This window comes from Shinella granuli, assembly GCF_004341885.1.
Lineage (GTDB): Bacteria > Pseudomonadota > Alphaproteobacteria > Rhizobiales > Rhizobiaceae > Shinella > Shinella granuli.
In genome coordinates, this window is record NZ_SLVX01000022.1 from 75,485 (window position 1) to 100,995 (window position 25,511).

Here is a 25,511-nt window from a genome sequence, read left to right on the forward strand (position 1 = left end):
CTCAGCCCTCCATCACTTCTTTCAGCGCCCGGCCGACGCGGGCGGGTCCCGGAAAATAGTCCCATTCCTGCGCATGCGGATAGGGCGTGTCCCAGCCCGTCACGCGCACCACCGGCGCTTCCAGGCTGTAGAAGCAGTGCTCCTGCACCAGAGACACGACTTCCGCGCCGAAGCCGGAGGTCAGCGTCGCCTCGTGCACGACGACGCAGCGGCCGGTCTTCTTCACCGACTGGACGATGGTGTCGAGATCGAGCGGCAACAGGCTGCGCAGGTCGATCACCTCGGCGTCGATCCCCGTCTCCTCGGCCGCCGCGAGCGCCACATGCACCATCGTGCCATAGGCAACGACGGTGACGGCACTGCCGGACCGGCGGATCTCGGCCTTGCCGATGGGGATCGTGTAGTGCCCCTCCGGCACCTCGCCGAGGTCGTGCTTCGACCAGGGCGTGACCGGCCTTTCGTGATGGCCGTCGAAGGGACCGTTGTAGAGGCGTTTCGGTTCGAGGAACATCACCGGGTCCGGGTCCTCGATGGCGGCGATCAACAGGCCCTTGGCGTCATAGGGGTTGGAGGGCACGACCACCTTAAGCCCGCAGACATGGGTGAAGAGCGCTTCCGGGCTCTGGCTGTGGGTCTGGCCACCGAAAATGCCGCCGCCGGTCGGCATGCGCACGACGATGGGGCAGGTGAAATCGCCGTTGGAGCGGTAGCGGATGCGCGCCGCCTCCTGGGTGATCTGGTCATAGGCCGGATACATGTAATCGGCGAACTGAATTTCGACGCAGGGTTTCAGGCCATAGGCCGCCATGCCGATGGCCGTGCCGAGGATGCCGGATTCGTTGATCGGCGCGTCGAAGCAGCGCGTCTTGCCGTACTTCGCCTGCAAGCCCTGCGTCGCGCGGAAAACGCCGCCGAAATAGCCGACATCCTCCCCGAAGACGACCACGTCGTCGTCGCGTCCCATCGAGACGTCCATGGCGCTACGCACGGCCTCGATCATCGTCATTCTTGCCATGTCAGTATCCTGCCTTCTGCCTCTGGCGGCGGATATGGGCGGGCATCTCCGCATAGACGCCCTCGAAGATATCGCGCACTGAGGGTTTTCCGCCGGCATGCAGCGTGCCGTGGCTTTCGGCCTGTTTTTGCGCCTGGATCACCTCGTCGAGAATCTCGGCCTCGGCCTGGGTATGGCGCTCCTCCGACCAGACGCCGCGCACGATCAGGTGCTTCTTCAGCCTGAGGACGGGATCGCCGAGCGGCCAGGCTTCGGATTCGGTCTTCGGGCGATAGGCGCTCGGATCGTCCGACGTGGAGTGCGCGCCGACGCGGTAGGTGACATATTCGATCAGCGTCGGGCCGAGATTGCGCCGCGCCCGCTCGGCCGCCCATTTGGCGACGGCGTAGACCGCGAGGTAATCGTTGCCGTCGACGCGCAGCGCCGGGATGCCGAAGCCGAGGCCGCGAGCGGCAAAGGTGCCCGAGCCGCCGCGGGCGATGCCCTGGAAGGTCGAGATGGCCCACTGGTTATTGACGATATTGAGGATGACGGGGGCCTTGTAGGTGGAGGCGAAGACAAGGGCGGAATGGAAGTCGGATTCGGCGGTCGAGCCGTCACCGATCCAGGCGGCCGCGATCTTCGTGTCCTTCTTGATGGCGGACGCCATGGCCCAGCCGACGGCCTGCACATATTGCGTGGCGAGGTTGCCGGAGATGGTGAAGAAGCCGTGCGCCTTGGAGGAATACATGATCGGCAATTGCCGGCCGCGCAGCGGATCGGCCTCGTTCGAGTAGATCTGGTTCATCATCTCGACCATCGGGTAGTCGTCGGCGATGAGCAGCCCCGCCTGCCGGTAGGTCGGGAAGTTCATGTCGCCCTTGTCAAGCGCCTTGCGGAAGGCGGAGGAGACCGCCTCCTCGCCGAGATGCTGCATGTAGAAGGAGGTCTTTCCCTGCCGCTGCGCCATCAGCATGCGGGCGTCGAAGGCGCGCAGCTTCATCATGTTGCGCAGGCCCGTCAGCAGCTCCTCGTCGGACAGCAGCCCGGCCCAGGGACCGACCGCCTCGCCATCGCGGTTGAGCACGCGGATGATCGAATAGGCGAGATCGCGGATGTCCTCCGGCGCCGCGTCGACCGGCGGGCGCGGCACCGACCCGGCCTTGGCGATCTTGACGTTGGAGAAATCCGGCTCGCCGCCCGGCCGGACCGCCGGCTCGGGGACGTGCAGGCTCAGATGCGGAACCTCGGTCATGCCCTGTCATACCTCCCTATCGACCACACCCACCGCTCTCCCCGCGGCGGGCACGGCCCAAACACTACAGATTGCGCGCGATGACGATGCGCTGGACGTCGCTCGTTCCCTCGTAGATCTGGCAGATGCGCACATCGCGGTAGATGCGCTCGACCGGATAATCCGCCATATAGCCGTAGCCGCCATGGATCTGGATCGCGTCGGAGCAGACCTTTTCCGCCATTTCCGATGCGAACAGCTTTGCCATCGAGGCTTCGGTGAGGCAGGGCAGGCCCTCCTCCTTCAACTGGGCAGCGTGCAGCACCATCTGACGGGCCACCTCGATCTGCGTCGCCATGTCGGCAAGGCGGAAGGCGACGGCCTGATGGTCGATGATCGGCACACCGAAGGCGGTGCGCTCGCGGGCATAGTCACGCGCCGCCTCGAAGGCCGCCCGCGCCATGCCGACGGATTGCGATGCGATGCCGATACGCCCGCCTTCGAGGTTCGAAAGCGCGATCCGGTAGCCTTCGCCCTCTGCGCCGAGCCTGTTCTCGGCGGGAATACGCATGGCGTTGAAGGCGATCTGGCAGGTGTCGGAGGAATGCAGGCCCAGCTTCTCTTCCACGCGCACGACCTCGTAGCCGGGCGTATCGGTCGGCACGAGGAAGGCGGAAATGCCCTTCTTGCCGGCATCGGGATCCGTGACGGCAAAGACGATGATGAGGTTGCCGTTCTTGCCCGAGGTGATGAACTGTTTTGCGCCGTCGAGGACATAATGATCGCCGTCGCGGCGGGCGCGGGTTTTCAGGTTCGAGGCGTCGGAGCCGGCCTGCGGCTCGGTCAGCGCAAAGCCGCCGATCCATTCGCCAGAGGCGAGCTTCGGCAGGAAGCGTTCTTTCTGCTCCTCCGTGCCGTATTTCAGGATGGGCACGCAGCCGACGGAACTGTGCACGCTCATGATGGTCGAGCACGGGCCGTCGCCCGCGGCGATCTCTTCGAGCGCCACGGCATAGGCGACCGCACCCGTCTCCGAGCCACCATAGGCTTCCGGCACCAGCATGCCGAGAAAGCCGAGTTCACCCATCTCCTTCAGTTCCTCGCGCGGGAAGCGGCTCTCCGTGTCACGCCCGGCCGCGCCCGGCGCCAGCCGCTCGCGGGCGAAATCGCGCGCCATGTCGCGGATCTGGGTCTGCTGTTCCGTCAGGATCATGTCCGGCCTCCTCCCGAAACCGCTCAGTGCCGTTCGATGGCCACCGCCGTCGCCTCGCCGCCACCGATGCAGAGCGTCGCCATGCCGCGCTTCAGGTCGTAGCGCTCCAGCGCGGCCAGCAGCGTGACGAGCACGCGCGCACCGGAAGCACCGATGGGGTGGCCGAGAGCGCAGGCGCCGCCATGCACATTCACCTTGTCATGCGGCAGGTCGAGGTCGCGCATCGCCGCCATGGCGACGACGGCGAAAGCCTCGTTGATCTCGAACAGGTCGACATCGCCAAGCGCCCAGCCGGTGCGTTCGCCGAGCTTTTTAAGCGCCCCGATGGGCGCGGTGGCGAAGAGATTGGGCGCCTGGGCGTGCGTGGCGTGGCCGACGATGGTGGCGAGCGGGCGAAAACCCTCGCGGTCCGCCTGGGAGCGGCGCATCAGCACCAGCGCCGCCGCACCGTCCGAAATGGAGGAGGCATTTGCCGCCGTCACCGTGCCGCCCTCGCGGAAGGCCGGCTTCAGCGTCGGGATCTTCTCCAGCTTCGCCTTGCCGGGCTGCTCGTCTCGGCTGACGACCGTTTCCCACCGCCCTGCCTTCACGGTCACCGGAACGATCTCGGCGTCGAAGGCGCCGCTCTCGATGGCATTTCGGGCGCGGGTGAGCGAGCTGACGGCGTAATCGTCCTGGGCGGGGCGGGTGAACTGGTAGGCCTCGGCGCAATCCTCGGCAAAGGTGCCCATCAGGCGGCCCTTGTCATAGGCGTCTTCCAGCCCGTCGAGGAACATGTGGTCGATGACCCGGCCATGGCCGAGCCGGTAGCCGCCGCGCGCCCGGTCAAGCAGGTAGGGTGCATTGGTCATGCTCTCCATGCCGCCGGCGACCGCAATCGAGGCGCTGCCGGCGGCGATGAGGTCATGCGCCAGCATGACGGCCTTCATGCCCGAGCCGCACATCTTGTTGACGGTGGTGGCCCCGGCGGCAAACGGCAGGCCCGCGCCGATGGCCGCCTGCCGGGCGGGCGCCTGCCCCTGGCCTGCCGGCAGCACGCAGCCGAACACCGTCTCCTCGACGCTATCGGGGCTGACGCCGCTGCGCTCCAGCGCCGCGCGGATCGCGGCAGCGCCGAGTTCCGGCGCGGTGGCCTCCTTGAGGTCGCCCTGGAAGCCGCCCATAGGGGTGCGGGCGGAGCCGACGATGACGATGGGATCCTGCAACATCATAAACCTCCCGAACCAGCCTCAGCGCGGCGCCATGCGCAACGCGCCGTCGAGGCGGATGACCTCGCCATTCAGCATGACGTTCTCCAAGATGTGGCGCACCAGGGCCGCGAATTCCACCGGCTTGCCGAGACGCGGCGGAAAGGGCACGCTGCGCCCCAGCGAATCCTGCACCTCCTGCGGCATGCCCGCCATCATAGGCGTCTCGAAAATGCCCGGCGCGATGGAGACCACCCGTATGCCGGAGCGCGCCAGTTCCCGGGCGATCGGCAGCGTCATGGCCGCGACGCCCCCCTTGGAGGCCGCATAGGCTGCCTGGCCGACCTGCCCGTCGAAGGCGGCGACCGAGGCCGTGTTGACGATGACGCCACGCTCGCCGTCCGCCTCCGGCTCCTGCCGGGCGATGGCCGCGGCGGCGAGCCGGATCATGTTGAACGTGCCGATGAGATTGATGCCGACGGTGCGGGCGAAGCTGTCGAGCCGGTGCGGCCCGTCGCGGCCGATCACCTTCTCGCCGGGCGCGACGCCGGCGCAGTTCACCAGCCCGTGCAGATGGCCGAAGCGGGCCAGCGCGAGGTCGATAGCGGCCTCCGCATCCTTCTCCTGCGTCACGTCCGTCCGGATGAAAGCGGTGCTGCCTCCCAACGCGTCGACTGTGGCCGCGCCGGCCTCCGCGTTGACATCGGCGATCACGACATTCGCACCCTCGCCCACCAGCATGCGCGCCACGGCGGCACCGAGGCCCGAACCGCCGCCGGTGACGACGAAGGTCTTTGCGCGGATCAACATGGCTGCTCTCCCTCAGCACAGTTCATGTCCGTAGGGCCGGCGCGAAGTGTCGTGAGCCTTGCAGAGTCGCACAGCTTCGACAGGCGCCCGCCCATCCATCTTGCCTCACTCTACGATGGCGCGGTATTGCATGCGATGACCAAAGCGTCTCGAACTTTCGGCCAGTTTTACCATATTCCGCAGGGCATGACGATGACGGAAACCGGACGGCGGATGATATCACCCTTCTTCGTGGAAGAGGCGATCGACTGCCTGAAACGGCAGGGAAAGGCACCTGGAAAGGTGCTGGCCTCCGTCGGCCTGCCCGCCCGGATCGACGCACCGATCTCCGCCGAAAGCTATGGTGCCCTGTGGCTGGCGATCGCGGCCGAGATGGACGACGAGTTCTTCGGCATGGGCGGCAGGCCGATGCGCAGCGGCAGCTTCACCCTGCTGTGCCATTGCATCCTGCATGCCAAGACCCTCGACCAGGCATTGCGGCGCGCGCTGCGCTTCCTGAACGCCATGCTGGAGGACCCGCAAGGCCATCTCGACATTTCCGACGGGCTGGCCCAGATCGTGCTCCAAGATCTTGCAGGCCCGCGCTCCGCCTTCGCCTACCGGACGTACTGGATCCTGCTGCACGGCATCACGTGCTGGCTCGTCGGACGACGCATTCCGCTGCGCATGGTCGATTTTTGTTGTGCCGAACCGGATCACGGCGCCGACTATCGGCTGTTCTTCGCCGCGCCCGTACGCTTCCTGCAGCCGGTCAGCCGGCTCGCCTTCGATGCCTCCGTGCTGAAGCTGCCGGTCGCCCGCAGCGAGCAAGCCTTGAAACAGTTCCTGCGCAATGCCCCTGCCAACATCCTGGTGCGCTACCGCTACGATGCCGGCCTCGCGGCGAACGTCCGCAAGCGGCTTCGTCAGGTGCCCCCCACCTCGTGGGGCGCCTTCGACGATCTCGCCGCGCAGATGCGCATGTCCCCCTCGACCCTCCGGCATCGCCTCCATGCGGAAGGCCAGAACTACGCGACCATCCGCGATGAAATCCGGCGGGATCTCGCCATCGAGATGCTGCAGACAACGACGCTCGGGGTCGGGGAGATCGCCACCCGGCTCGGCTTCTCCGAGCCCAGTGCCTTCCACCGCGCCTTCCGCAAATGGACGGCGAAGAGCCCGGCCGGTTTTCGCCGGGAGACACCGACATAGACGATGCCCGGCCGGGCAGGCCTGCGAGGGTTGCCGGACGGTCCCGTCGCCAAACAGGGGCCGGCCCCACCCCGCTCAGCCAGCACCCTCCTTCCCTGTGCCGAGATGCAGACCGACGATCGCGATCACGATGATCGCCACATAGGCGATGCGCTGGGCGCCCAGCGGTTCGCCGAACACGATGGCGCCGACGAGGACAGAACCGACGGCTCCGATGCCCGTCCAGACCGCATAGGCCATGCCGAGCGGCAGGACGGACAAGGCCCTGGCGAGCGAGAACACGAAAGCCGCCAGCAGGAGGAGGGAAAGGAGACTCCAGCCCCAATGGGTCATGCCGTTCGATTTCTTGGTCGCCAGGGCCCAGAAGACATCCAGCACGCCGGACAGGACCAGGAAGATCCAACCCGTCGCCGCGCTCATGCGTTCACCCGCGCAAGCCGTGCCGCAAGGGCGGCCAGTTGCGCCTGTGCCTTTTCCGCCGCAGCCAGCACGTCATCCGGCTTGCCGACAGTCGGGCCGACGGGGACGATGTCCACATCGCGAAGGCCGATGAACTTCAGGGCCTGCCGCAGATACGGCGTCGCAAGATCGGGCCGGCCCCAGGACGGGCCCTCGGAAAAATCGCCGGAGCTTGCGAGGATCGCAACGACCGGGCGCGGCCGCATAAGTGGCGTGTAGCCGGTCTGCGGATCGAAGCGGAAGCTGAGGCCCGGCTGGGTCACGAGGTCGATATAATGCTTGAGCCGGTAGGGAATGGAGAGGTTCCACATCGGCGTGGAAATGAGGATGGCCTCCGCCGCGTCGAGCCTTTGCACCAGTTCCTCGATCGCCGCCCAGCTTTCGGCCTCCTGCGGCGTGAAGGGGCGGCCGGCGAGACGCGCATATTTCGCCGCAAGCAAGGGGCCGTCGAAGGCCGGCAGGTCCGCCTTCCAGACGTCGATCTCGCGGACCCGGAGGCCGGGGCGATGCTTTTCAAGCGCGGCGATGAAACCCGCCGCCGCCTTGCCGGAATGGGAGAGGTCCGCACGGGGCGAAGCCTTGATGTGCAACAGTTCGGTCATGTCGATCTCCTTTGCTGGATCGACATATAAATTTGCACCGTCGCGAATTCTTCTGCATGAATTGCGAAACCAGTTCGCAAAGGTGCGAAAATGCTGTCGACCGACGACCTTCTTCTGATCGCAGCCCTGGCACGCAGCGGAAAGCCCGTCCCCGCGGCGACCCGTCTCAACGTGCATCTTGCGACCGTCTATCGCCGGTTGAAGGAATTGGAGCAGGAGGCCGGGGCGCCGCTGTTTCAGCGGCTCGGCGGGCAATACGTCCCGACCCCGCTCGGCAGCGAACTCGTCCGCGCCGCGACAGCCATGGAGGCAAACCTTGCCGAGGCGCGGCGACAACTGGCGGGCGGTGAGCAGCGGCTTGCGGGTCGCATCACCCTCACGACGCCTGATTCCCTGGTTCCGCTGGTTTCCACGCTGCTCCCGCCGGTACGCCGGAAACATGCCGGCATCCGCTTCGATCTCGTGGTCTCCAACACCTTTGCAGACATGGCGCGCTACGAGGCCGAAGTGGCCATCCGCCCCACCCGCTCCCCGCCGGAAACGCTGGTCGGCCAGCGGGCGGGCGCATTCCGCTATGCGATCTATGCGAAAAGCGGAACCAGGGAAGACCTGCCATGGATTGCGCTCGACGATAGCCTTTCGGCCATTCCCGCCGCCCGCTGGCTGGCCGCCCATGTGGCGCAAGAGGAGATCGTGCTGCGGGTGAACAGCATGTGGGCCGCCGCCCAGGCCGCCGCAGCCGGCCTCGGAAGAGCGCTTCTGCCGGATTATCTCCACCGGTCGTTCGATCTCGACCGGCAGGGCGATTTCATCGGCGCGCTGGAATCGGAAGTCTGGCTCCTCGTCCATCCGGACCTGCGCCGCACGCCGCGCATCCAGGCCTTCATGGATCTTGCCGCCGGCAGGCTCCGGGCACAGCTGAAGGCCTAGCGGCTACTATCGCGCACGATCAGCCGCGGCTCGATGGTGACATGCGGCACGTCCGGCCGGTCGTCGAGAAGATCGAGGATGAGGCGGCCGGTGCGCTCGCCGATCTGCCGCGCCTGGGCGTCGATGGTCGTCAGCGCCGGCACGCAGATGCCGCCGATCTCGTAGTCGCCGAAGCCGCCGATGGCGATGCGGCCGGGCACGGGCACGCCGCGGCGCTGGCACTCCGTCAGCGCCCCGAAGGCCGAAAGGTCGGACACGCAGATCACCGCCTCCGTATCGGGGAATTCCGCCAGCAGCCGCGCCATGGCATTGGCGCCTTCCCGCATCGAGATCGGCGGCACGCCGGCATCGATGAGGCGCGAGGCGTCGAGGCCGTGGTTGGCGAGCGCGGCGATGAAGCCGAGGCGGCGGTCGCTGCCGCGGGTGTCGCGGCTCGCATCGCCACCGATGAAGGCGATGCGGCGATAACCGGCCGCCACGAAATGATCGACCATGCTGCGCACGGCGTCGGCATTGGAAAAGCCGACGAAATGACCGATCGGCTCGGCCGGCACGTCCCACGTCTCGATGACGGGCACGCTGGCGTTCTCCAGCAGCCTCCGCGCCCGCGGCGTGTGTTTTCCGCCGGTCACGACGATGGCCTGCGGCTTGCGGCGCAAGAGCTGCTCAATCAGCCGCTCCTCTTCCTCGACATCGTAGTTCGTATAGCCGAGCAGGATCTGGAAGCCGCGGGCACTCAGCGTTTCGGAAAGGCCGCCGACCGTATCGGCGAAGTTCGCATTGTTGATCGACGGGATGGTGACGGCGATGAAATCCGTCTTCTGCGAGCGCAGGTTCGAGGCGGTGGAATCGAAGACATAGCCGAGCTCTTCCGCCGCCTTCAGGATCGCGTCGCGCGTGTCCTTGCTGATCAGGCTGCCGGACTTGAACGCGCGCGATACGGTCATCGGGGAGACACCCGTCTTGCGGGCGATGTCCGCCATGGTCGGTGCCTTGTCGTTGCGCATTCCCGTGCTCCGTTATCGTTACCACACCGTAGCGCGCCGGCCTTCCATGCCGCAAGCCGGGCGACAGCGGAGCGTTCCGTTATCCCCACGCGCGCAAAGGCCGGTCACGCCGCGTCCGCGCCGATCGCCGCCAGTGCCGCACGGGCGACGTCCTCGTCCTGCTCCCCAGAGCCCGAACCGACGCCGACGCCACCGAGGAGCACGCCGGCCGAGCGGATCGGCAAGCCGCCGCGAAGGCCCGTCACCTCGCCCTGGGTGGCCGCCGCAAGCGGCAGCTTCGCATGGTCGGGCAGGCTGTGGCTCGGGGCGCCGATGGAGGCGGCGGTGCGGGCCTTGGCCGTCGCGCTCTTCAGCGAGAGATAACGCGAGCCGCCTATGCGGAAGGAGCCGAGCACCACGCCGCTCTGGTCGACGATGACGATGCATTGCGGCTGGCCCGAGGCCTTCGCGGCCTCGATGGCGCCCTTCAGCATGGCAAGCACGCCCTCGTCCGTCAGCTTCGCGGTCGTTTCCGTGAATGGCATGTCTGTCGTTCCTATCGCGAGGTCCGGACCGCGCCGCGGATGGCGAGCGAGACGGCATAGAGGGAGGTGGAGGCGGTGATGAAGAGCCGGTGGCCATGCCGGCCGCCGAAGCAGATGTTCGAGACGGTCTCCGGCACGAGGATTTTCCCGAGCCGGCGGCCGTCCGGCGCGATGCAGTGCACCCCGTCGCCGGCCGAGGTCCACAGATTACCGGCCGCATCGACGCGCATGCCGTCCGCGCAGCCGGGACCGACGACGTGGAAGACGTCGCCCCCGGTGAGCGACCAGCCCTTGCCGACATCGAAGACGCGGATATGGCGCGGATCGCTGGAGAACATGCGGCCCGTATCGGCAACGTAAAGCCGCGTCTCGTCCGGACTGAAGGCAAGGCCGTTCGGGCCCTGGAAATCGGTGAGCACCGCCCGGATCTCCCCCGAAAGCGGATCGACCCGGTAGACATTGCAGGGCAGCTCCTGCTCGGCGCGCGTGCCCTCGTAGTCGGAGGCGATGCCGTAATGCGGATCGGTGAACCACACGGCACCGTCCGAGGCGACGACGACATCGTTCGGCGAGTTCAGCCGTTTTCCCTCGTAGCGGTCGGCGATGACGGTGATCGAGCCGTCATGCTCGGTACGGGTGACGCGGCGCGTGCCGTGCTCGCAGGTGACGAGCCGGCCTTCCCGGTCACGCGTGTTGCCGTTGGAGAAATTGGCGGGCTCGCGGAACGTGCTCATACCGAGCGTCGGGCTCCAGCGCAGGATGCGGTTGTTGGGAATGTCGGAGAACAGCAGGCAATCATGATCGCCGAACCAGACCGGGCCCTCGACCCAGTCGAACCCGCCGGCCAGCGTCTTCAGCGGCGCATTTCCCAGCACGAAGGTTGAGAACAGCGGATCCTCGGCCTCGAAAAACGACATGGCGCTCCTCTTCCTTCACAATACACGCCCGCGCAAGATACCGATCATGCCGCCCCGGGCAAGGGCGATGGAGACCGGGCTTTGATCGCGCCCGGGGGCGGGTCTTCCCACCCCCGGGCGCCGGAAGGAGGCCTATTTGCCCCAGATCCTCTTGTATTCGTCGCGATAGCCGTTGTCGGGGTCGAAGCTGTTCTTCGGCCCGCCATCGAACTCGACATTGTCCACCGTCACGACATGGAGCGGCGAGACGTAGCCCGACCATTGCTCGCCCGCAAAGGCTCGGTTCAGCTCGTCGACGAGCTGCCAGCCCTGCAGGTTGAGCGGCTCGGCCACGGTGACGGACTGGTACTGCCTGGCGCGGATGCGCTGATAGGCGCTTTCCGAACCGTCGCCGGCCGCAACGCTCTTCGGCGCGCCATCGCCCGCAATGCCGGCCGCGGCAAGCGACGGGCCCATGAAATCGAAATAGATGTCGTTGATCGCCAGCGCATGCGTCCACTGATCGCCATGGCGCTGGAGCAGCGAGGTGGTAAGCTGCGGCATGCGCTGCGAGGTTTCGGCGATCGGCGTATCGACATATTCCAGCACGGTGCCGCCGAGCGCTTCGATCTCCTCCTTCATCTTGTCGGCCTTGGCGATAGCGATGGCATAGGTCGAATCGGTGAAGATGATCACGCCGGGCTTGCCGCCGGCATCGACGAAGGCATAGTCGGCCGCCGCCTTGGAGACTTCCATGGCATCCGTCGTCACGTTGGCGAAAACGCCGACATCCTCGACGGGGCCGACCGCCGGGGCGGCATGCCAGGCGACCATCGGGATGCCTGCCTTCTTGGCCTCTTCCATGGAAGGGCGCTGCTCGATGGCATCGAACCCGGTGATGATGATGCCGCCCGGCTTCAGCGTCAGCGCCTGGCCGAAGGAGGCGGTGCGGCCCTCGATCGAGCCGGCGCTGTCGAGCACCGTCACCTTCCAGCCGATGGCGGCCGCTGCCTCCTCGATGCCGTTGACGACGCCGAGGATGCCGCCGTTCTTCATGTCGGCAGCGACCACGACGACGGTCTTGCCCTCCGCCGCCTTCGGACCGCTCGTCGGGCCGTCCCATTTCTCGACCTTGCTGGCATATTTCTCGACGACGGCCTTCGCATCCGCCATGGCATCCGCGAAGGCCGGGCTTGCGAGCATCAGGCCGAAGGCGGCGGCGGCCGTGGTGGCCAGGAAATCTCTGCGTTTCACGATAGTGTCCTCCCTTTGGACGTGAGACATGCGACGATGGAACGAAGGTTCAGGATGGCTTGCCGGCCGCTTCCCCCGGCGCGCCCTTCGGCTTGATGACGCCCGCCGCGCCGCGGCGGCGCTGGGCATAGCCGGCAATGCCGATGGCGACGAGCAGCGTGACGCCGTTGAACAGCGGCTCGACGAAGAAGGAGCCGCCGAACTGCTGGATGCCGGCAATGCCGACGGCAAGGATGATGACGCCGATCATCGTGCCCCAGACATTGACGCGGCCCGGCTTGATGGTGGTGGAGCCGAGGAAGGCGCCGACGAGCGCCGGCAGTAGGTATTCGAGGCCGACGCTCGCCTGGCCGATGCGCAGCCGCGAGGCGAGCAGCACGCCGGCGACGGCCGAGAGGACGCCCGAGGCGATGAAGGCGCCGATGACGAAACGGCGGACCGGAATGCCGTTCAGCGCGGCGGCCTTCGGATTGGCGCCGATGGCATAGACATAGCGGCCGATCGGCAGGTATTCGAGCACGATCCAGAGCACGATCGCCAGCGCCAGCACGTATAAGCCGGTGATCGGCAGGCCGAAGAGCATGGTGCCGTTCAGCGCGAGAAACCCGTCCGGCAAGACGCCGACCACCTGCCGGCCGCCCGTATGCCAGAGCGCGATGGCATAGATGACCGTGCCGGTGCCGAGGGTCGCGATGAAGCTGTCGATCTTGGCCACCTCGACCAGCAGGCCGTTCAGGAGGCCGGTCAACGCGCCGATCACCAGAACGACGGCGACCGCCAGCGGCCAGGGCAGGCCCAGCATGGTCTGCAGGCTGATCGCCAGGATATGCCAGAGCACGATGCCGTAGCCGATGGTCAGGTCGATGCGTCCGCAGGCCATGGGGATCATCGCGGCCAGCGACAGGATGGCGATGATCGAGCGCAGGTTGAGCAGCGTCGGGAACGTATCCGACAGCAGGACCGAGAAGACGAGGATGAGCAGGACCGTCAGGATGACGAGGCCATAGACCGGCAGGAGGCGCTTCAGCCTCTCGCCGGTCGACAGCCCCTTCAGTTCGGCGGGCGTCGGCTCGAGCGCGTTGGACTGGATGGATTGCATCGTCTTTCTCCCGGAAATCAGGCCGCCTCGGAGGCGGAGGCCGCAGCGATGACGGCGGAGGTGGTGAGGTCGGCGCCGGACAGTTCGCGAACGATGCGCCCGCGCGAGAACACGAGCGCCCGGTGGCAGATATGCGCGATCTCCTCGAAGTCGGTGGAGATCACGAGGACGGCGAGCCCCTCCTCAACCGCCGCCGCGATGAGGCGGTAGATGTCGGCCTTGGCACCGACATCGACGCCGGCCGTCGGGTCCTCGGCGATCAGCAGCCTGCGGCCGGTCGCAAGCCAGCGCCCGACCACCACCTTCTGCTGGTTGCCGCCCGACAGCGCCTCGATGGCGAGCGCCTGGTCGTTGGGGCGCAGCCCAACCTTCTCGCCGATGGCCGCGGCCATGTCGGCTTCGCGGGCCGGCGACAGGAAGGTGGCAAGCCCGCGCCCGGACGCGCCGGGATTGAAGAAGGTGTTTTCCCGCAGCGTGAGTGACATGGCGACCGATTCCTCCGTCCGGTCGCGGGCGATCAGCCCGATGCCGGAGGCGATCGCCGTTTCCGGGCTGGAAAGATCGGGCGCCGCACCGCGGATGGTCACCGTGCCCGTCGCGGGTTCGGCGCCGAAGAGGGCGCGGCCGATCAGCTCCTGCCCCGCGCCGCGCAGTCCGACAAGGCCGAGAAGCTCGCCCTGCCTGAGCTCGAGGGAGACGGGGCCGGCACCACGGCAGGCAAGATCGCCGACCGATACTAGCACCGGACCAGGTGTCGAATGAGCCTTGGCAAAGAGCTGGTCCGCCTTGCGGCCGACGATCATGCGAATCAGCTCGTCCGGATTGGTGTCGGCGACGGCCGTCTCTCCGACGAGATGCCCATCGCGCAGCACGGCGACGCGGTCGGCGATGCGGAAGATCTCGTCGAGGCGGTGCGAGACATAAATCATCGCCACGCCGCGTTCCCTGAGCGGCCGGATCGCATCGAACAGGCGCTCCACCTCGTCGGCCGGAAGGCTCGCGGTCGGTTCGTCGAGAACGAGCACGTCGGCCTCGACGGCGAGCGCCCGGGCGATGGCGACCAGCGACTTTTCGGTGCGCGTCAGGCTCTGCACGCGGGTGGAGGGATCGAAATCGCAGCCGACCAGCTTCAGCGCCTCGGCGGTGCGCCGCGCCGTGGCGTTCCAGTCGATCAGCTTGCGGCGCAGCGAAAAGCCCTGCGCCAGGCCGACATTCTCGGCCACCGTCATCCATTCGATGAGGCCGAGGTCCTGGTGGATGAAGGCGACCGATTGGCGTTCGTTCGGCCTCGGCGGGCGATGGTGATAGGGCTCGCCGCGAAACAGGATGTCCCCGCCGTCCGGCCGGTAGATGCCGGCGAGCGTCTTGATGAGGGTCGACTTGCCGGCGCCGTTTTCGCCGAGAAGCGCGAGGATCTCGCCGCTCCTGAGGTCGAGCGACACGTTCGTCAGCGCTTTCGTGCCACCGAATTCCTTCGAAACGGCACGAAATTCCAGAAGTTTCTGCGTTTCCACCTGCTCCTCCCAAAGCCGATGGGATGATCGTATGGTATCGATAACATAGCTGTCAAGGGCACTGCATAAGCCTCTTCGACTCCCCCCATAGCTTTTCGAAATGGGGCTGGACAATTCCCTTCGGCTCGATATGTTATCGATAACAAAACGCATGTCGGAGGAATCCCGTGAGCAAGATCGAGCTGTTGCAGGTTGGGCCGTACCCAGCGTGGGACGAAGAGCGCCTGAACGCCAACTTCACCATGCACCGCTATTTCGAGGCGGCCGACAAGGCGGCATTCCTGGCCGCGCACGGCGCCAACATCCGCGGCATCGCCACGCGCGGCGAGCTTGGGGCGAACCGGGCGATGGTCGAGGCGCTGCCGAAGCTGGAGGTCATCTCCGTCTACGGCGTCGGCTTCGACGCGGTCGACCTTGCCGCCGCCCGCGAGCGCGGCATCCGCGTCACCAACACGCCCGACGTGCTGACCAAGGACGTCGCCGACCTCGGCGTGGCGATGATGCTCGCCGAGGCGCGCGGCGTCATCGGTGGCGAGACATGGGTCAAAAGCGGCGACTGGGCGAAAAAAGGCCTCTACCCGCTGAAGCGCCGCGTGCACGGCAAGCGCGCCGGCATTCTCGGCCTCGGCCGCATCGGCTACGAGGTCGCCAAGCGCCTTGCCGGCTTCGACATGGGCATCGCCTACAGCGATACCGGCCCGAAGGATTTTGCCGGGGACTGGACCTTCATCGCCGACCCGGTGGAACTGGCCGCCCGCTCCGACTTCCTCTTCGTCACGCTGGCCGCCTCCGCCGAGACGCGCCACATCGTCGGCCGCAAGGTCATCGCGGCACTCGGGCCGGAGGGCATGCTGATCAACATCTCCCGCGCCTCCAACATCGACGAGGACGCCCTTCTCGATGCGCTCGAAAGCAAGGCGCTCGGCTCGGCTGCGCTCGACGTCTTCGAGGGCGAGCCGAACCTCGATCCGCGCTTCCTTGCGCTCGACAACGTCCTGCTCCAGCCGCACATGGCCTCCGGCACGGTCGAGACGCGCAAGGCGATGGGCCAGCTCGTCTTCGACAACCTGTCGGCCCATTTCGACGGCCGCCCGCTGCCGACCCCGGTCCTGTGAGGAAGAGACCATGAAGTCGATCGTCATCCACGCGGCGAAGGACCTGCGCATCGAGGAGAGCGCCGTTGAGGCGCCCGGCCCCGGCGAAGTGGAGATCCGCCTTGCCGCCGGCGGCATCTGCGGCTCGGATCTGCACTACTACAACCACGGCGGTTTCGGCACGGTGCGGCTGAAAGAGCCGATGATCCTCGGCCATGAAGTGGCCGGCCATGTCGCCGCGCTCGGCGAGGGCGTCTCCGGCCTTGCCATCGGCGATCTCGTCGCCGTCTCGCCCTCGCGGCCCTGCGGGGCTTGCGACTATTGCCTCAAGGGCCTGCCGAACCATTGCTTCAACATGCGCTTCTACGGCTCGGCCATGCCCTTCCCGCATATCCAGGGCGCTTTCCGCGAGCGGCTGGTCGCCAAGGCCAGCCAGTGCGTGAAGGCCGACGGCCTCTCCGCCGGGGAGGCCGCGATGGCCGAACCGCTTTCGGTCACGCTGCACGCCACGCGCCGGGCCGGCGAAATGCTGGGCAAGCGCGTGCTCGTCACCGGCTGCGGGCCGATCGGCACCTTGTCGATCCTCGCCGCAAGGCGCGCGGGTGCGGCCGAGATCGTCGCAGCCGACCTCTCCGAACGGGCGCTCGGCTTTGCCCGCGCGGTCGGCGCGGACCGTACGGTCAACCTGTCGGAAGACCGTGACGGCCTTGTTCCGTTCAGCGAGAACAAAGGATATTTCGACGTGCTCTACGAATGCTCCGGCGCGCAGCCGGCGCTCGTCGCGGGCATCCAGGCGCTGCGCCCGCGCGGCGTCATCGTGCAGCTCGGCCTCGGCGGCGAAATGAGCCTGCCGATGATGGCGATCACGGCCAAGGAACTGGACCTGCGCGGCTCTTTCCGCTTCCATGAGGAATTCGCCGTGGCGGTGAAGCTGATGCAGGGCGGGCTGATCGACGTGAAACCGCTGATCACCCATACGCTGGCGCTCGCCGACGCCCTGAAGGCCTTCGAGATCGCCTCGGACAAGGGGCAATCGATGAAGACGCAGATCGCTTTTGCCTGACGGCAATGGCAGGAAAGCGTAAGACGGCTTTCATCCGCCCTTGCGGGAACAAAGAGACAAAGGATCCATGAGCACGCAACTCTTCGACCTTACTGGCAAGCGCGCCCTCGTCACCGGCTCCTCGCAGGGCATCGGCCTTGCGCTCGCCAAAGGCCTTGCCGATGCCGGCGCAGAGGTCATCCTCAATGGCCGCGACGCGGGCAAGCTGGCGGCCGCGGCAAAGGAACTCGGCGCGAAACACACGCTCGCCTTCGACGCCACCGACCACGCAGCCGTGCGCGCGGCAATCGATGCCTTCGAGGCGGAGGTCGGCGCCATCGACATCCTCGTCAACAATGCCGGCATGCAGCACCGTACACCGCTGGAGGACTTTCCCGCCGACGCCTTCGAGCGGCTCCTGAAGACCAATGTCTCCACCGTCTTCAATGTCGGACAGGCCATCGCCCGCCACATGATCGGCCGCGGCGCGGGCAAGATCATCAACATCGCCAGCGTCCAGACGGCGCTCGCCCGCCCCGGCATCGCCCCCTACACCGCCACCAAGGGCGCCGTCGGCAACCTCACCAAGGGCATGGCGACGGACTGGGCGAAATACGGCCTGCAATGCAACGCGATCGCGCCCGGCTATTTCGACACGCCGCTGAACGCCGCGCTCGTCGCCGATCCCGCCTTCTCCGCCTGGCTCGAAAAACGGACGCCCGCCGGCCGCTGGGGCAAGGTGGAGGAGCTGGTCGGCGCCTGCATCTTCCTTTCCTCCGACGCTTCCTCCTTCGTGAACGGACACACGCTCTATGTCGACGGCGGCATCACGGCCTCGCTCTGAGGAAAACAGGCGTATCGTCCTGATGGGCGTTGCCGGCTGCGGCAAGTCCGCCGTCGGCGCGGCACTTGCCGGCCGTATCGGCGCGAACTATCTCGATGGCGACGACCTGCACCCGCCGGCAAACATCGAGAAGATGAGCCGCGGCGAGCCGCTGACCGACGAGGACCGCTGGCCCTGGCTGACCCTGGTCGGCCGCACGCTCGCGCAGCCGGGCGGCACCCTGATCATCGGCTGCTCGGCCCTCAAGCGCCGCTACCGCGACCACATCGCCCGCGAGGCACGAGGCCCCGTCACCTTCGTCCATCTCTCCGGCACGAAGGAGCTGATCGCCGCCCGCATGGCCGCACGCGCCGGCCACTTCATGCCGACAAGCCTCATCGACAGCCAGTTCGCCGCCCTCGAGCCGCCGGCGCAAGACGAGAATGCCATGACCGTCGATATCGACGACACGCTCGAAAGCATCGTCGACCGTATCGCCGCGAAACTGGAGGAGACCCCGTCATGACGAACACCGTCGCGCTGATCGGCGCGGGCGCCATGGGCGGCGCCATCGGCACGCGGCTTGCCGAAACCGGCAACCGCCTGACCGTCTTCGATCCGAACCCGGAAAAGGTGCAGGTGCTTGTCGACAGGGGCGCGACTGCGGCGCCCACGGCCGCCGCGGCCGCCGCGGCCAGCGACTATGTGATCCTCAGCCTCAATTCGCCGGCCATCGTGCGCCGCGCCGTCTTCGGCGAGGCCGGCATCGCCGCCGGTGCACGCGCCGGCACGCTCATCATCGACATGTCCTCGATCGACCCGGACGCCACGAAACAGCTTGCCGCCGATGCGGCGGAAAAGGGCCTGCGCTGGGTGGACAGCCCGCTGTCCGGCGGGGCACCGAAGGCGCTGAACGGCCAGCTCACGCTGATGGCCGGCGGAACGGCGGACGACGTGGCGGATGCGCACACGGTCCTGCGACACCTCGCCAGCAACTACACCCATATGGGCCCGGTCGGCGCCGGCCAGACGACCAAGCTGATCAACCAGGTCCTGTGCGGCCTCGGCTTCCTCGCCGTCGCCGAGGCGACGCAGCTGGCGCTCGATACCGGCGTGGACGCGGCAAAGATCCCGCAGGCGCTGAAGGGCGGGCGGGCCGACAGCGCCATCCTGCAGGAATACATGCCGCGCTTCGTGGCGAAGGACTACCGCCGCACGGGCCGCATCGACAACATGGTGAAGGACCTTTCCGGCGCACAGGACCTTGCCCGCCGCACCAACACCGCCATGCCGCTGACGGCGGCCTGTGCCGAGATCCACCGCATGCTGACGGCCGCCGGCCTCGGCGGCGAGGACCAGGCGGCGCTGATGGAATTCTTCCGGGGGCCGAACAAGGAGAACTTCGAATGATCACCCGCTACGCGCTGTTCGAGGGCAAGGTGAAGGAGGGCCGGACCGACGCCTTCCGCAAGGCCGTCATCGAGCGCATCCTGCCGAAATGGCGGCAGTTTCCACATGCCACCGACGTGCGCGTCTCGTTTGCCGAGGCCCGCGACGAAGGTGCGCCGGAACTGCCGATGATCCTCGCCACCAACTATCCGAGCCTTGCGGCCGTCGAGGAGGCGTTGGCAAGCCCGGTGCGCGCCGAAGCCCGCGCGGCGACCGAGTCGGTTCTGGCCGAATTCTTCGAAGGCCGCATCCACCACCATGTGACGCTCGCCAGCGAATACAGGCTCTGAGCCCCGCCTCCCTCGCATCCGGAATGTTTTCGGCCGAAGTGGCATCGCGTCGGCGCCGGACCTGCCCTAACCCTTTTCCCCGTCCCTTTTTCCGTCCTCACGCTCGCCCGCAAGGGTGAGCATGTCGGCGAACAGGGCCGCCCACTGGGCCTCGGTGATATCGATGAGGCCGAAGGCCTTCAGCAGGAAGGCACCTTCGCCGGCGAGGAAGGCGAGCGCGGCCTGCCTGTCCTCCGCCTTATCCATGTCCAGCCCCGCCAGGCGATGCGTGTACCAGACGCGGCTCGCCGCAACCTGTTCGGGGCTTTGCAAGAGCGCCGTCATCATCACGGCGGAGCGTGAATATTCCGCCTCGTCGCTGTCGCGGGTCGCCAGCAGGTGCCCGCGGATGACGGATTGCGGCGAGCGGTCGTTTCCCGCATGCGCCATCACCTCCGCCTCGAACGTGCTGCCCCAGCGCTCGATCATCGAGCGGATCAGGTTCTCCTTCGTGCCGAAGCAATATTGCACGCCGCCCTTCGTGATGCCGGCGGCGCGCGCAACGGCATCGAAGGTCAGGCCCGCCGCGCCGTCGGCGGCCACGATGGCCTCGGCGGCGTCCAGAACGCGGTCGCGATCTATGCTGCGCGGTCGTCCTGCCATCTCACCTCTTCCATTTCAATACGAATGTATTTATATAGCGCCCCACGCGCATGCAACCGCGAAACACCATGCCCAAGGATCATACCGATGTCCCGTGGTAAACGCTGGCTCGTCCTCGCCGTCGTCTCCAGCGCCCTCTTCCTGATCGTCATCGACATGACGGTGCTCTATACGGCCCTGCCCAAACTGACGCACGCGCTTTCCGCCACCGCGGCCGAAAAGCTCTGGATCGTCAACGCCTATCCCCTCGTCGTTGCCGGCTTCCTGCCGGGCCTCGGCACGCTAGGCGACCGGCTGGGCCACAAGCAGATGTTCATGGCCGGCCTCATCGTGTTCGGCCTCGCCTCCCTCGGTGCGGCCTTCGCCCCCTCGCCCGCCTTGCTGATTGCCGCGCGCGTCGCCCTGGCCGCCGGGGCGGCGATGATGATGCCTGCCACGCTGTCGCTCATCCGCCTCACCTTCACGGATGAGAAGGAACGGGCCTTTGCGATCGGCATCTGGGCCGCGGTCGCCTCGGGCGGGGCGGCGCTCGGCCCGGTCGTCGGTGGGCTGCTGCTTGAATATTTCTGGTGGGGCTCCGTCTTCCTGATCAACGTTCCGGTCGTGCTCGTCGCGCTGGCGGCAAGCGCCGTGCTGCTCACCCGCCGCGCGGGAGACCGCAGCCGCCCCTGGGATCTCCTCGGTTCCGTGCAGGTGATGTTCGGCCTCGTCGGCCTCACCTATGCCGTGAAGGAAGCGGGAAAGCGCGATCCCTCCTGGGAAAGCGCGGTCATCGCGCTTGTCATCGGCCTTGCGGCCATGGCGGTGTTCATTCGCCGCCAGCGCTGCAGCGCGGCGCCGTTGATCGATTTCGCGCTTTTTGCCGATCCACGCTTTACCGCGGGCGTCGCCACCGCGCTCGTCGCCTCCGCCGCCCTTATCGGCGTGGAGCTGGTCTTCAGCCAGCGGCTGCAGCTCGTGCTCGGCTATTCCCCGCTGGAGGCCGGCCTGCTCATCCTGCCGATCCCCGCGGCCGCCTTCTTCGCCGGGCCGCTTACCGGGCTCGCCTTGCCGCGCCTTGGCGGCGAACGGGTGCTCTGGGCCGCGCTGCTGCTGTCCGGCCTTGCGCTCGCCGCCTTCCTCGCCACCCACCAGGGTCCGACAGTCTACTGGATCGCGGCGCTCGCGGCGATGGGCTTCGGCGCCGGCGCCTCCATGACGGCGGCGTCGACCGTCATCATGCTCTCGGCGCCCGAAGAGCAGGCCGGCATGGCCGCCTCGGTGGAGGAGGTCTCGTTCGAACTGGGCGGAGCACTGGGCATCGCCCTGCTCGGGAGCCTGATGTCCGCCCTCTATTCGCAGGCGATGATCGTGCCGCAGGGCGTGGTGCTCGCCGACGAGGCCCGCGACAGCATCGACGAGGCGCTGATCCTTGCCGATGGCCTCAAGCCGGACCAGGCGCAACAGGTGATCGCCCTCGCCCAGTCCGCCTTCGACCACGCCTTCGTCGGTGTCGTCGGCGCCGCCGTGGCGATGCTGATTGCGGTCGCCTTCACGCTCTATTGGAAACTGAGCCCGCGCCGTCGCGCTTGACCATCAGGCAACGCCTCGGCCGGCCGACAGGAATCTGCGCGCGGTTTTCGCTCTCGACCGGCAGGAAGCCGACGGACGTCGGCCCTCAGTCGACCTGAGCGACGAGGCCTGCGGCCTTGATGCCGGCGACCGCGCAGATCTCGTCATTGTCGGAGGTATCCCCGGTGACGCCGACCGCGCCGAGCAGCGTTCCGGCCGCATCGCGGATCAGCACGCCGCCGGGAACGGCGACGATCCTGCCGCCCGAAACGGCGGTCAGGCCCTCGATGAAATGCGGACGTTCCTTCGCGTTCTTGTCCAGCCAGCGCGAGCCCATGCCGACGGCGAGCGAGCCGTAGGCTTTGCCGAAGGCGATCTCGTAGCGCAGCATGGAGGCGCCGTCCTGCTTCTGGAAGGCCTTCAGGTGCCCTCCGGCATCGAGCACCGCCACGGTGAGCGGCTTGAAGCCGGCTTCAGCGCCAGCCTCCAGGGCGGCGGCGATGATGCTGTTGGCGGCGGCAAGGGTGAGTTCGGCCATGTCTGTCCTCGTAGGGTTGCGGTTTTCCATAAGGTCCCGGCGGCCTGCCGCCGGGACCTGAAGTGTCGAAAGGTTCGTCGTTCTTCTATCAGGCGGCGATGGCGCGGTCTGCTGCCATCTCGCCGGCAATCGTGTCCGTCACCATCTGCGCGGTCGCCGCCGAAAGCGTCCAGCCGAGATGGCCGTGCCCGGTATTGTAGAACACGCCGGGCTGGCGCCCCCTGCCGACCCGCGGCATCATGTTGGGCATCATCGGGCGCAGGCCCGCCCAGGGCACGACACGATTGGTATCCACCTCGGGAAACAGCATGCGCGTCCAGTCGACGAGCGGCTTGACGCGATCGTGGCGGATGTCGCGGTTCATGCCGTTGAACTCGGCCGTGCCGGCGACGCGGAAGCGGCCCGGGCCGAGGCGGCTGGTCACGATCTTCGCCCGGTCGTCGAGCAGGCTCACCCAGGGCGCCGCCGCCTGGCTGCGCTCGTCATCGAGATGGACGGTGATCGAATAGCCCTTCACGGGATAGATGTTGACCCGGTCGCCGAGCATGGCAGCGATCTGGCGGCTGGCCGTGCCGGCGCAGACGACGACGCCATCCGCCTCGACCTGGTGTTCCGCACCCTCGCCCGTCGCATAGCCGATGCGGAACGCGCCGTTCCTGCCGATGGCCGTGACGCGGGCATCGAAGAGGAATCGGGCGCCCCGGCGCTGGCAGGCCTTCGCAAGGCCCGAGGTGAACTTGTGGATGTCGCCGGTCGAATCCGAAGGCGTGTAGAAGCCGCCGTGGAAGGCTCCGTGCAACGTCGGCTCGATCGACTTGACCTCCTCGGCCGTCACCGCCCGGCGGTCGAGCCCGCCCTCGGTCAGCAGGGCATTGACCTTCGCGGCATGGTCGAAGCTCGCCTTGTCCCAGTAGATGTGCAGGATCCCGCGGCGCACATGGTCGAAATCGATGTTCTCGCGCTCGGCGATGGAGAAGAGATGCTGCCGGGCAGCGATCGCCAGCCGCGTCGTCTCCACCGTGTTGTCGCGATAGCGCATGATGTTCGAGACGAACTCGGCGAGCCAGGAATATTTGTGCCAGGTCGGCCGCGGGTTCATCAGCAGCGGCGCGTCGTTCCGCATCATCCATTTGACGCCCTTGAACAGGGTGGACCAATGGTTCCAGACCTCGGCATTGCTGGCGGAAAGCTGGCCGCCATTGGCAAAGGAGGTTTCCATGGCGGCGTAACGCTGGCTTTCCAGCACGGTCACGTCGAAGCCGCGTTCCAGGAGGGCATAGGCAGTGGTGACGCCGGTGATACCGGCGCCGATAACGGCGATATGGGGCATATAAGTCTCTCGCTCCGTATGACATCAGGGTACGGGCCGGAGCCCGCGTTTTCCCCAATCTGTCACGGTACCTGAGAGTTTACCCGTCACGGCCCGGCCGCGGCGGCTTTCCCCTTCGGTGGACGCTCGCAGCGCCTCTCTCCAGATCGTTCAACTGCACGGTCACTGGTGCCTGAGAGTTTCCTGGGGGGTTGCTCCGTCGGCGCCGGCCTTCCGGCCGATCTCTCCCATGCAGTCTTGTCGAACGCGCGCAGGCTACCGCAATATTGAAGAGAATCAAGAGGGGAAGCGCCGGTGTCCCGAAACTTCCGCCCCGGCGCCGGCGGGCAGCGCGAGGAAGCGCAGGGCCGAGACGAGGCCGATGGCGGCGATGCACAGGAAGGCGGCGCGGATGTCCGTCAGCATGCTGCCGCCGGCGGCCTCGGGGAAAAGGGCGGCCGAGAGGCGGATGACGGCGGCGGCCACGGCGACGCCGAGAAGCTGCGCGAGTTGCTGCAGCATGGCCGAGATCGTCGTCGCCGCGCTTCGCTGAGTAGGCGTGACATCGGCAAAGGCGATCGTCGTCAGCGCGGTGAACTGCATCGAGCGGGACAATCCGCAGGCGATCAGCAGCCCGAAGAGCAGGAGACGCGGCGTATCGCCGTCGACAAGGGCGAAGGCGCCGATCGTCAGCGCGGCGACAATGCCGTTGACGACGAGCAGCGTGCGGAAGCCGAACAGGCGGAGTGCCGGCGTCGTCACGCTCTTCATCATCAGGTTGCCGAGGAAATAGACGAGGACGAGCGAGCCGGTCTCGACGGCATCGAGGCCGAGGCCGACCTGGAACAGGAGCGGCAGCAGGAAGGGCGTGGCATTGACCGCAAGCCGGCCGGCAGTGCCGGCCGAGAGCGTCGCGAAGGCGAAGGTCGGCACCTTGAGTACGGCCATGTCGAGCAGGGCATGCGGCGCGCGCCTCAGATGGCGGATGGCGACCCAGCCGGCGGCAAGGCCGATGGCAAGGACGGCGAGCGTGCCGGCGCCGCCCGTCGGCGCGCTGGAGAGTTCCAGGCCGGCAAGCGTCAGCGCGAGCGCGCTTCCCGTCAGCAGGAACCCCTTCAGGTCGAAGGGTCGAGCCCCCTCGGCCGGCGCCTGCGGCACGAAGAACAGGACGAGCAGCACGCCGACCAGGCCGAGCGGCAGGTTGATGAAGAAATTCCATTCCCAGCCGGCATGGGTGGTGACCCAGGCGCCGATCAGCGGCCCGACCACCGGCGCGATCAGCGCCGGCCAGGTGATGGTGGCGATCGCGCGCACCAGCTCCGCCTTCGGCGCGCCGCGCAGCACGAGCTGGCGCCCGACGGGCGTCATCAGCGCGGCGGATGCGCCCTGGAGGAGCCGCGCCGTGGTGAACTCGGCAAGCGAGCCGGAAAAGCCGCAAGCGACGGAGGAAAGCGTGAAAAGCACGATCGCCGTCAGGAAGACCTCGCGTGCGCCGAACCGGTCGGCAAGCCAGCCGGCCGGCGGTATGAACACGGCCATGGCGAGCAGATAGGCCGTGAAGCCGATGTTGAGCGCCACGACATCCGTCGAGAAGGCCTGCGCCATCGCCGGCAGCGACGTCGCGATGATCGTGCTGTCCAGCATCTGCATGAAGAAGGCCACGGCGACGACGGCCGGGACGATGCGGGTACGGTGAAGCGGTATCGGCGGAGAGGGAATGGAAGACATCGCAATCGCAAAACGGGCGACGACGTTCGAACGCCGCCGTCCCGTCCTATAGAGCAAATCCGGCAAAAGCGCGAAGCGGTTTTGCCGGATTTACGCTGAGATGAAAGGACAGAGCGTTTCCGCGATCCGGA

General features: G+C 67.2%; 25 protein-coding genes, 1 pseudogene and 1 riboswitch. Of the genes and pseudogenes, 9 read left to right on the forward strand and 17 right to left on the reverse strand.

The features are described from left to right. Position 1: 1 nt before the first annotated feature. The 5 genes from EV665_RS25335 to EV665_RS25355 form a co-directional block, all read right to left on the reverse strand. Positions 2-1,015, reverse strand: coding sequence for an alpha-ketoacid dehydrogenase subunit beta (locus EV665_RS25335; protein WP_133036180.1), 1,014 nt, complete (start codon positions 1,013-1,015; stop codon positions 2-4). A 1-nt stretch (position 1,016) separates the two neighbouring features. Further along, positions 1,017-2,249, reverse strand: a complete 1,233-nt coding sequence (locus EV665_RS25340; protein ID WP_064334613.1) for a 3-methyl-2-oxobutanoate dehydrogenase (2-methylpropanoyl-transferring) subunit alpha — start codon at positions 2,247-2,249, stop codon at positions 1,017-1,019. A 64-nt stretch (positions 2,250-2,313) separates the two neighbouring features. After that, the gene (locus EV665_RS25345) at positions 2,314-3,441 is read right to left on the reverse strand and encodes an acyl-CoA dehydrogenase family protein (RefSeq protein WP_133036181.1); all 1,128 of its coding nucleotides are present in this window, start codon (positions 3,439-3,441) and stop codon (positions 2,314-2,316) included. 23 nt (positions 3,442-3,464) lie between these two features. Next, positions 3,465-4,652, reverse strand: coding sequence for an acetyl-CoA C-acyltransferase (locus tag EV665_RS25350; RefSeq protein WP_133036182.1), 1,188 nt, complete (start codon positions 4,650-4,652; stop codon positions 3,465-3,467). 18 nt (positions 4,653-4,670) lie between these two features. After that, positions 4,671-5,438, reverse strand: coding sequence for a 3-hydroxyacyl-CoA dehydrogenase (locus tag EV665_RS25355; RefSeq protein WP_133036183.1), 768 nt, complete (start codon positions 5,436-5,438; stop codon positions 4,671-4,673). Between the two features lie 192 nt (positions 5,439-5,630). On the opposite strand from EV665_RS25355, the gene EV665_RS25360 reads away from it, so the two are divergent. Continuing rightward, positions 5,631-6,629 carry an AraC family transcriptional regulator gene (locus tag EV665_RS25360; RefSeq protein ID WP_133036184.1) on the forward strand — a complete coding sequence of 333 codons (999 nt, stop codon included), beginning with the start codon at positions 5,631-5,633 and terminating at the stop codon, positions 6,627-6,629. A 75-nt stretch (positions 6,630-6,704) separates the two neighbouring features. On the opposite strand, the gene EV665_RS25365 is transcribed toward EV665_RS25360, so the two are convergent. Both EV665_RS25365 and EV665_RS25370 read right to left on the reverse strand, forming a co-directional pair. Continuing rightward, complete coding sequence (locus EV665_RS25365; protein WP_133036185.1) at positions 6,705-7,049, reverse strand: DMT family transporter; 345 nt, start codon at positions 7,047-7,049, stop codon at positions 6,705-6,707. Further along, positions 7,046-7,690: an FMN-dependent NADH-azoreductase gene (locus EV665_RS25370; RefSeq protein ID WP_133036186.1), complete on the reverse strand. Its 645-nt coding sequence runs from the start codon at positions 7,688-7,690 to the stop codon at positions 7,046-7,048. Before EV665_RS25370 ends, EV665_RS25365 begins: the two co-directional genes overlap by 4 nt. Positions 7,691-7,780: 90 nt before the next feature. Between EV665_RS25370 and EV665_RS25375 the strand changes: the two genes are divergently transcribed. Beyond that, complete coding sequence (locus tag EV665_RS25375) at positions 7,781-8,620, forward strand: LysR family transcriptional regulator (protein ID WP_133036187.1); 840 nt, start codon at positions 7,781-7,783, stop codon at positions 8,618-8,620. Here EV665_RS25375 and EV665_RS25380 read toward each other — a convergent pair. The 6 genes from EV665_RS25380 to EV665_RS25405 all read right to left on the reverse strand — a co-directional run bounded on the left by EV665_RS25380 (position 8,617) and on the right by EV665_RS25405 (position 14,914). Beyond that, on the reverse strand, positions 8,617-9,627 hold the full coding sequence (locus tag EV665_RS25380; RefSeq protein WP_064334620.1) for a LacI family DNA-binding transcriptional regulator: 1,011 nt from the start codon (positions 9,625-9,627) through the stop codon (positions 8,617-8,619). The genes EV665_RS25375 and EV665_RS25380 overlap by 4 nt on opposite strands. 104 nt (positions 9,628-9,731) lie before the next feature. After that, positions 9,732-10,151: a GlcG/HbpS family heme-binding protein gene (locus tag EV665_RS25385; protein ID WP_133036188.1), complete on the reverse strand. Its 420-nt coding sequence runs from the start codon at positions 10,149-10,151 to the stop codon at positions 9,732-9,734. Between the two features lie 11 nt (positions 10,152-10,162). Next, a complete protein-coding gene (locus tag EV665_RS25390) occupies positions 10,163-11,068 on the reverse strand; it encodes an SMP-30/gluconolactonase/LRE family protein (protein WP_133036189.1) in 906 nt (301 codons plus the stop codon). 132 nt (positions 11,069-11,200) lie between these two features. Beyond that, on the reverse strand, positions 11,201-12,301 hold the full coding sequence (locus tag EV665_RS25395) for an ABC transporter substrate-binding protein (protein ID WP_133036190.1): 1,101 nt from the start codon (positions 12,299-12,301) through the stop codon (positions 11,201-11,203). A gap of 49 nt (positions 12,302-12,350) precedes the next feature. Continuing rightward, positions 12,351-13,400: an ABC transporter permease gene (locus EV665_RS25400; RefSeq protein ID WP_133036191.1), complete on the reverse strand. Its 1,050-nt coding sequence runs from the start codon at positions 13,398-13,400 to the stop codon at positions 12,351-12,353. 17 nt (positions 13,401-13,417) lie between these two features. Further along, the gene (locus EV665_RS25405; RefSeq protein ID WP_133036192.1) at positions 13,418-14,914 is read right to left on the reverse strand and encodes a sugar ABC transporter ATP-binding protein; all 1,497 of its coding nucleotides are present in this window, start codon (positions 14,912-14,914) and stop codon (positions 13,418-13,420) included. Positions 14,915-15,081: 167 nt separating this feature from the next. Here EV665_RS25405 and EV665_RS25410 point away from each other — a divergent pair, with 167 nt between their 5' ends. The 6 genes and pseudogenes from EV665_RS25410 to EV665_RS25435 all read left to right on the forward strand — a co-directional run bounded on the left by EV665_RS25410 (position 15,082) and on the right by EV665_RS25435 (position 19,612). Then, positions 15,082-16,029 carry a 2-hydroxyacid dehydrogenase gene (locus tag EV665_RS25410; RefSeq protein WP_133036193.1) on the forward strand — a complete coding sequence of 316 codons (948 nt, stop codon included), beginning with the start codon at positions 15,082-15,084 and terminating at the stop codon, positions 16,027-16,029. A gap of 10 nt (positions 16,030-16,039) precedes the next feature. Beyond that, complete coding sequence (locus EV665_RS25415; RefSeq protein WP_133036194.1) at positions 16,040-17,071, forward strand: L-idonate 5-dehydrogenase; 1,032 nt, start codon at positions 16,040-16,042, stop codon at positions 17,069-17,071. 67 nt (positions 17,072-17,138) lie between these two features. Next, positions 17,139-17,894: an SDR family oxidoreductase gene (locus EV665_RS25420; protein WP_133036195.1), complete on the forward strand. Its 756-nt coding sequence runs from the start codon at positions 17,139-17,141 to the stop codon at positions 17,892-17,894. 22 nt (positions 17,895-17,916) lie between these two features. Further along, a complete protein-coding gene (locus EV665_RS25425) occupies positions 17,917-18,399 on the forward strand; it encodes a gluconokinase (protein ID WP_162853159.1) in 483 nt (160 codons plus the stop codon). Further along, positions 18,390-19,283, forward strand: a pseudogene (locus EV665_RS25430) (NAD(P)-dependent oxidoreductase); the annotation flags it as partial. The gene EV665_RS25425 and the pseudogene EV665_RS25430, both read left to right, overlap by 10 nt. Further along, positions 19,280-19,612 carry a hypothetical protein gene (locus EV665_RS25435; protein ID WP_133036198.1) on the forward strand — a complete coding sequence of 111 codons (333 nt, stop codon included), beginning with the start codon at positions 19,280-19,282 and terminating at the stop codon, positions 19,610-19,612. The pseudogene EV665_RS25430 and the gene EV665_RS25435, both read left to right, overlap by 4 nt. A gap of 66 nt (positions 19,613-19,678) precedes the next feature. Here EV665_RS25435 and EV665_RS25440 read toward each other — a convergent pair whose 3' ends face one another. Continuing rightward, complete coding sequence (locus EV665_RS25440; protein WP_133036199.1) at positions 19,679-20,254, reverse strand: TetR/AcrR family transcriptional regulator; 576 nt, start codon at positions 20,252-20,254, stop codon at positions 19,679-19,681. A gap of 87 nt (positions 20,255-20,341) precedes the next feature. Here EV665_RS25440 and EV665_RS25445 point away from each other — a divergent pair, with 87 nt between their 5' ends. Further along, positions 20,342-21,826, forward strand: coding sequence for an MFS transporter (locus EV665_RS25445; protein ID WP_133036200.1), 1,485 nt, complete (start codon positions 20,342-20,344; stop codon positions 21,824-21,826). Positions 21,827-21,911: 85 nt separating this feature from the next. Here the strand turns inward: EV665_RS25445 and EV665_RS25450 are convergent, their stop codons facing one another. The 3 genes from EV665_RS25450 to EV665_RS25460 all read right to left on the reverse strand — a co-directional run bounded on the left by EV665_RS25450 (position 21,912) and on the right by EV665_RS25460 (position 25,380). After that, positions 21,912-22,343, reverse strand: coding sequence for a GlcG/HbpS family heme-binding protein (locus tag EV665_RS25450; protein WP_064334631.1), 432 nt, complete (start codon positions 22,341-22,343; stop codon positions 21,912-21,914). A gap of 88 nt (positions 22,344-22,431) precedes the next feature. After that, the gene (locus EV665_RS25455; protein WP_133036201.1) at positions 22,432-23,673 is read right to left on the reverse strand and encodes a D-amino acid dehydrogenase; all 1,242 of its coding nucleotides are present in this window, start codon (positions 23,671-23,673) and stop codon (positions 22,432-22,434) included. Positions 23,674-23,822: 149 nt separating this feature from the next. Further along, a riboswitch (glycine riboswitch) is annotated at positions 23,823-23,913 on the reverse strand. 36 nt (positions 23,914-23,949) lie between these two features. After that, on the reverse strand, positions 23,950-25,380 hold the full coding sequence (locus tag EV665_RS25460) for an MFS transporter (protein WP_133036202.1): 1,431 nt from the start codon (positions 25,378-25,380) through the stop codon (positions 23,950-23,952). Positions 25,381-25,511 lie beyond the last annotated feature (131 nt).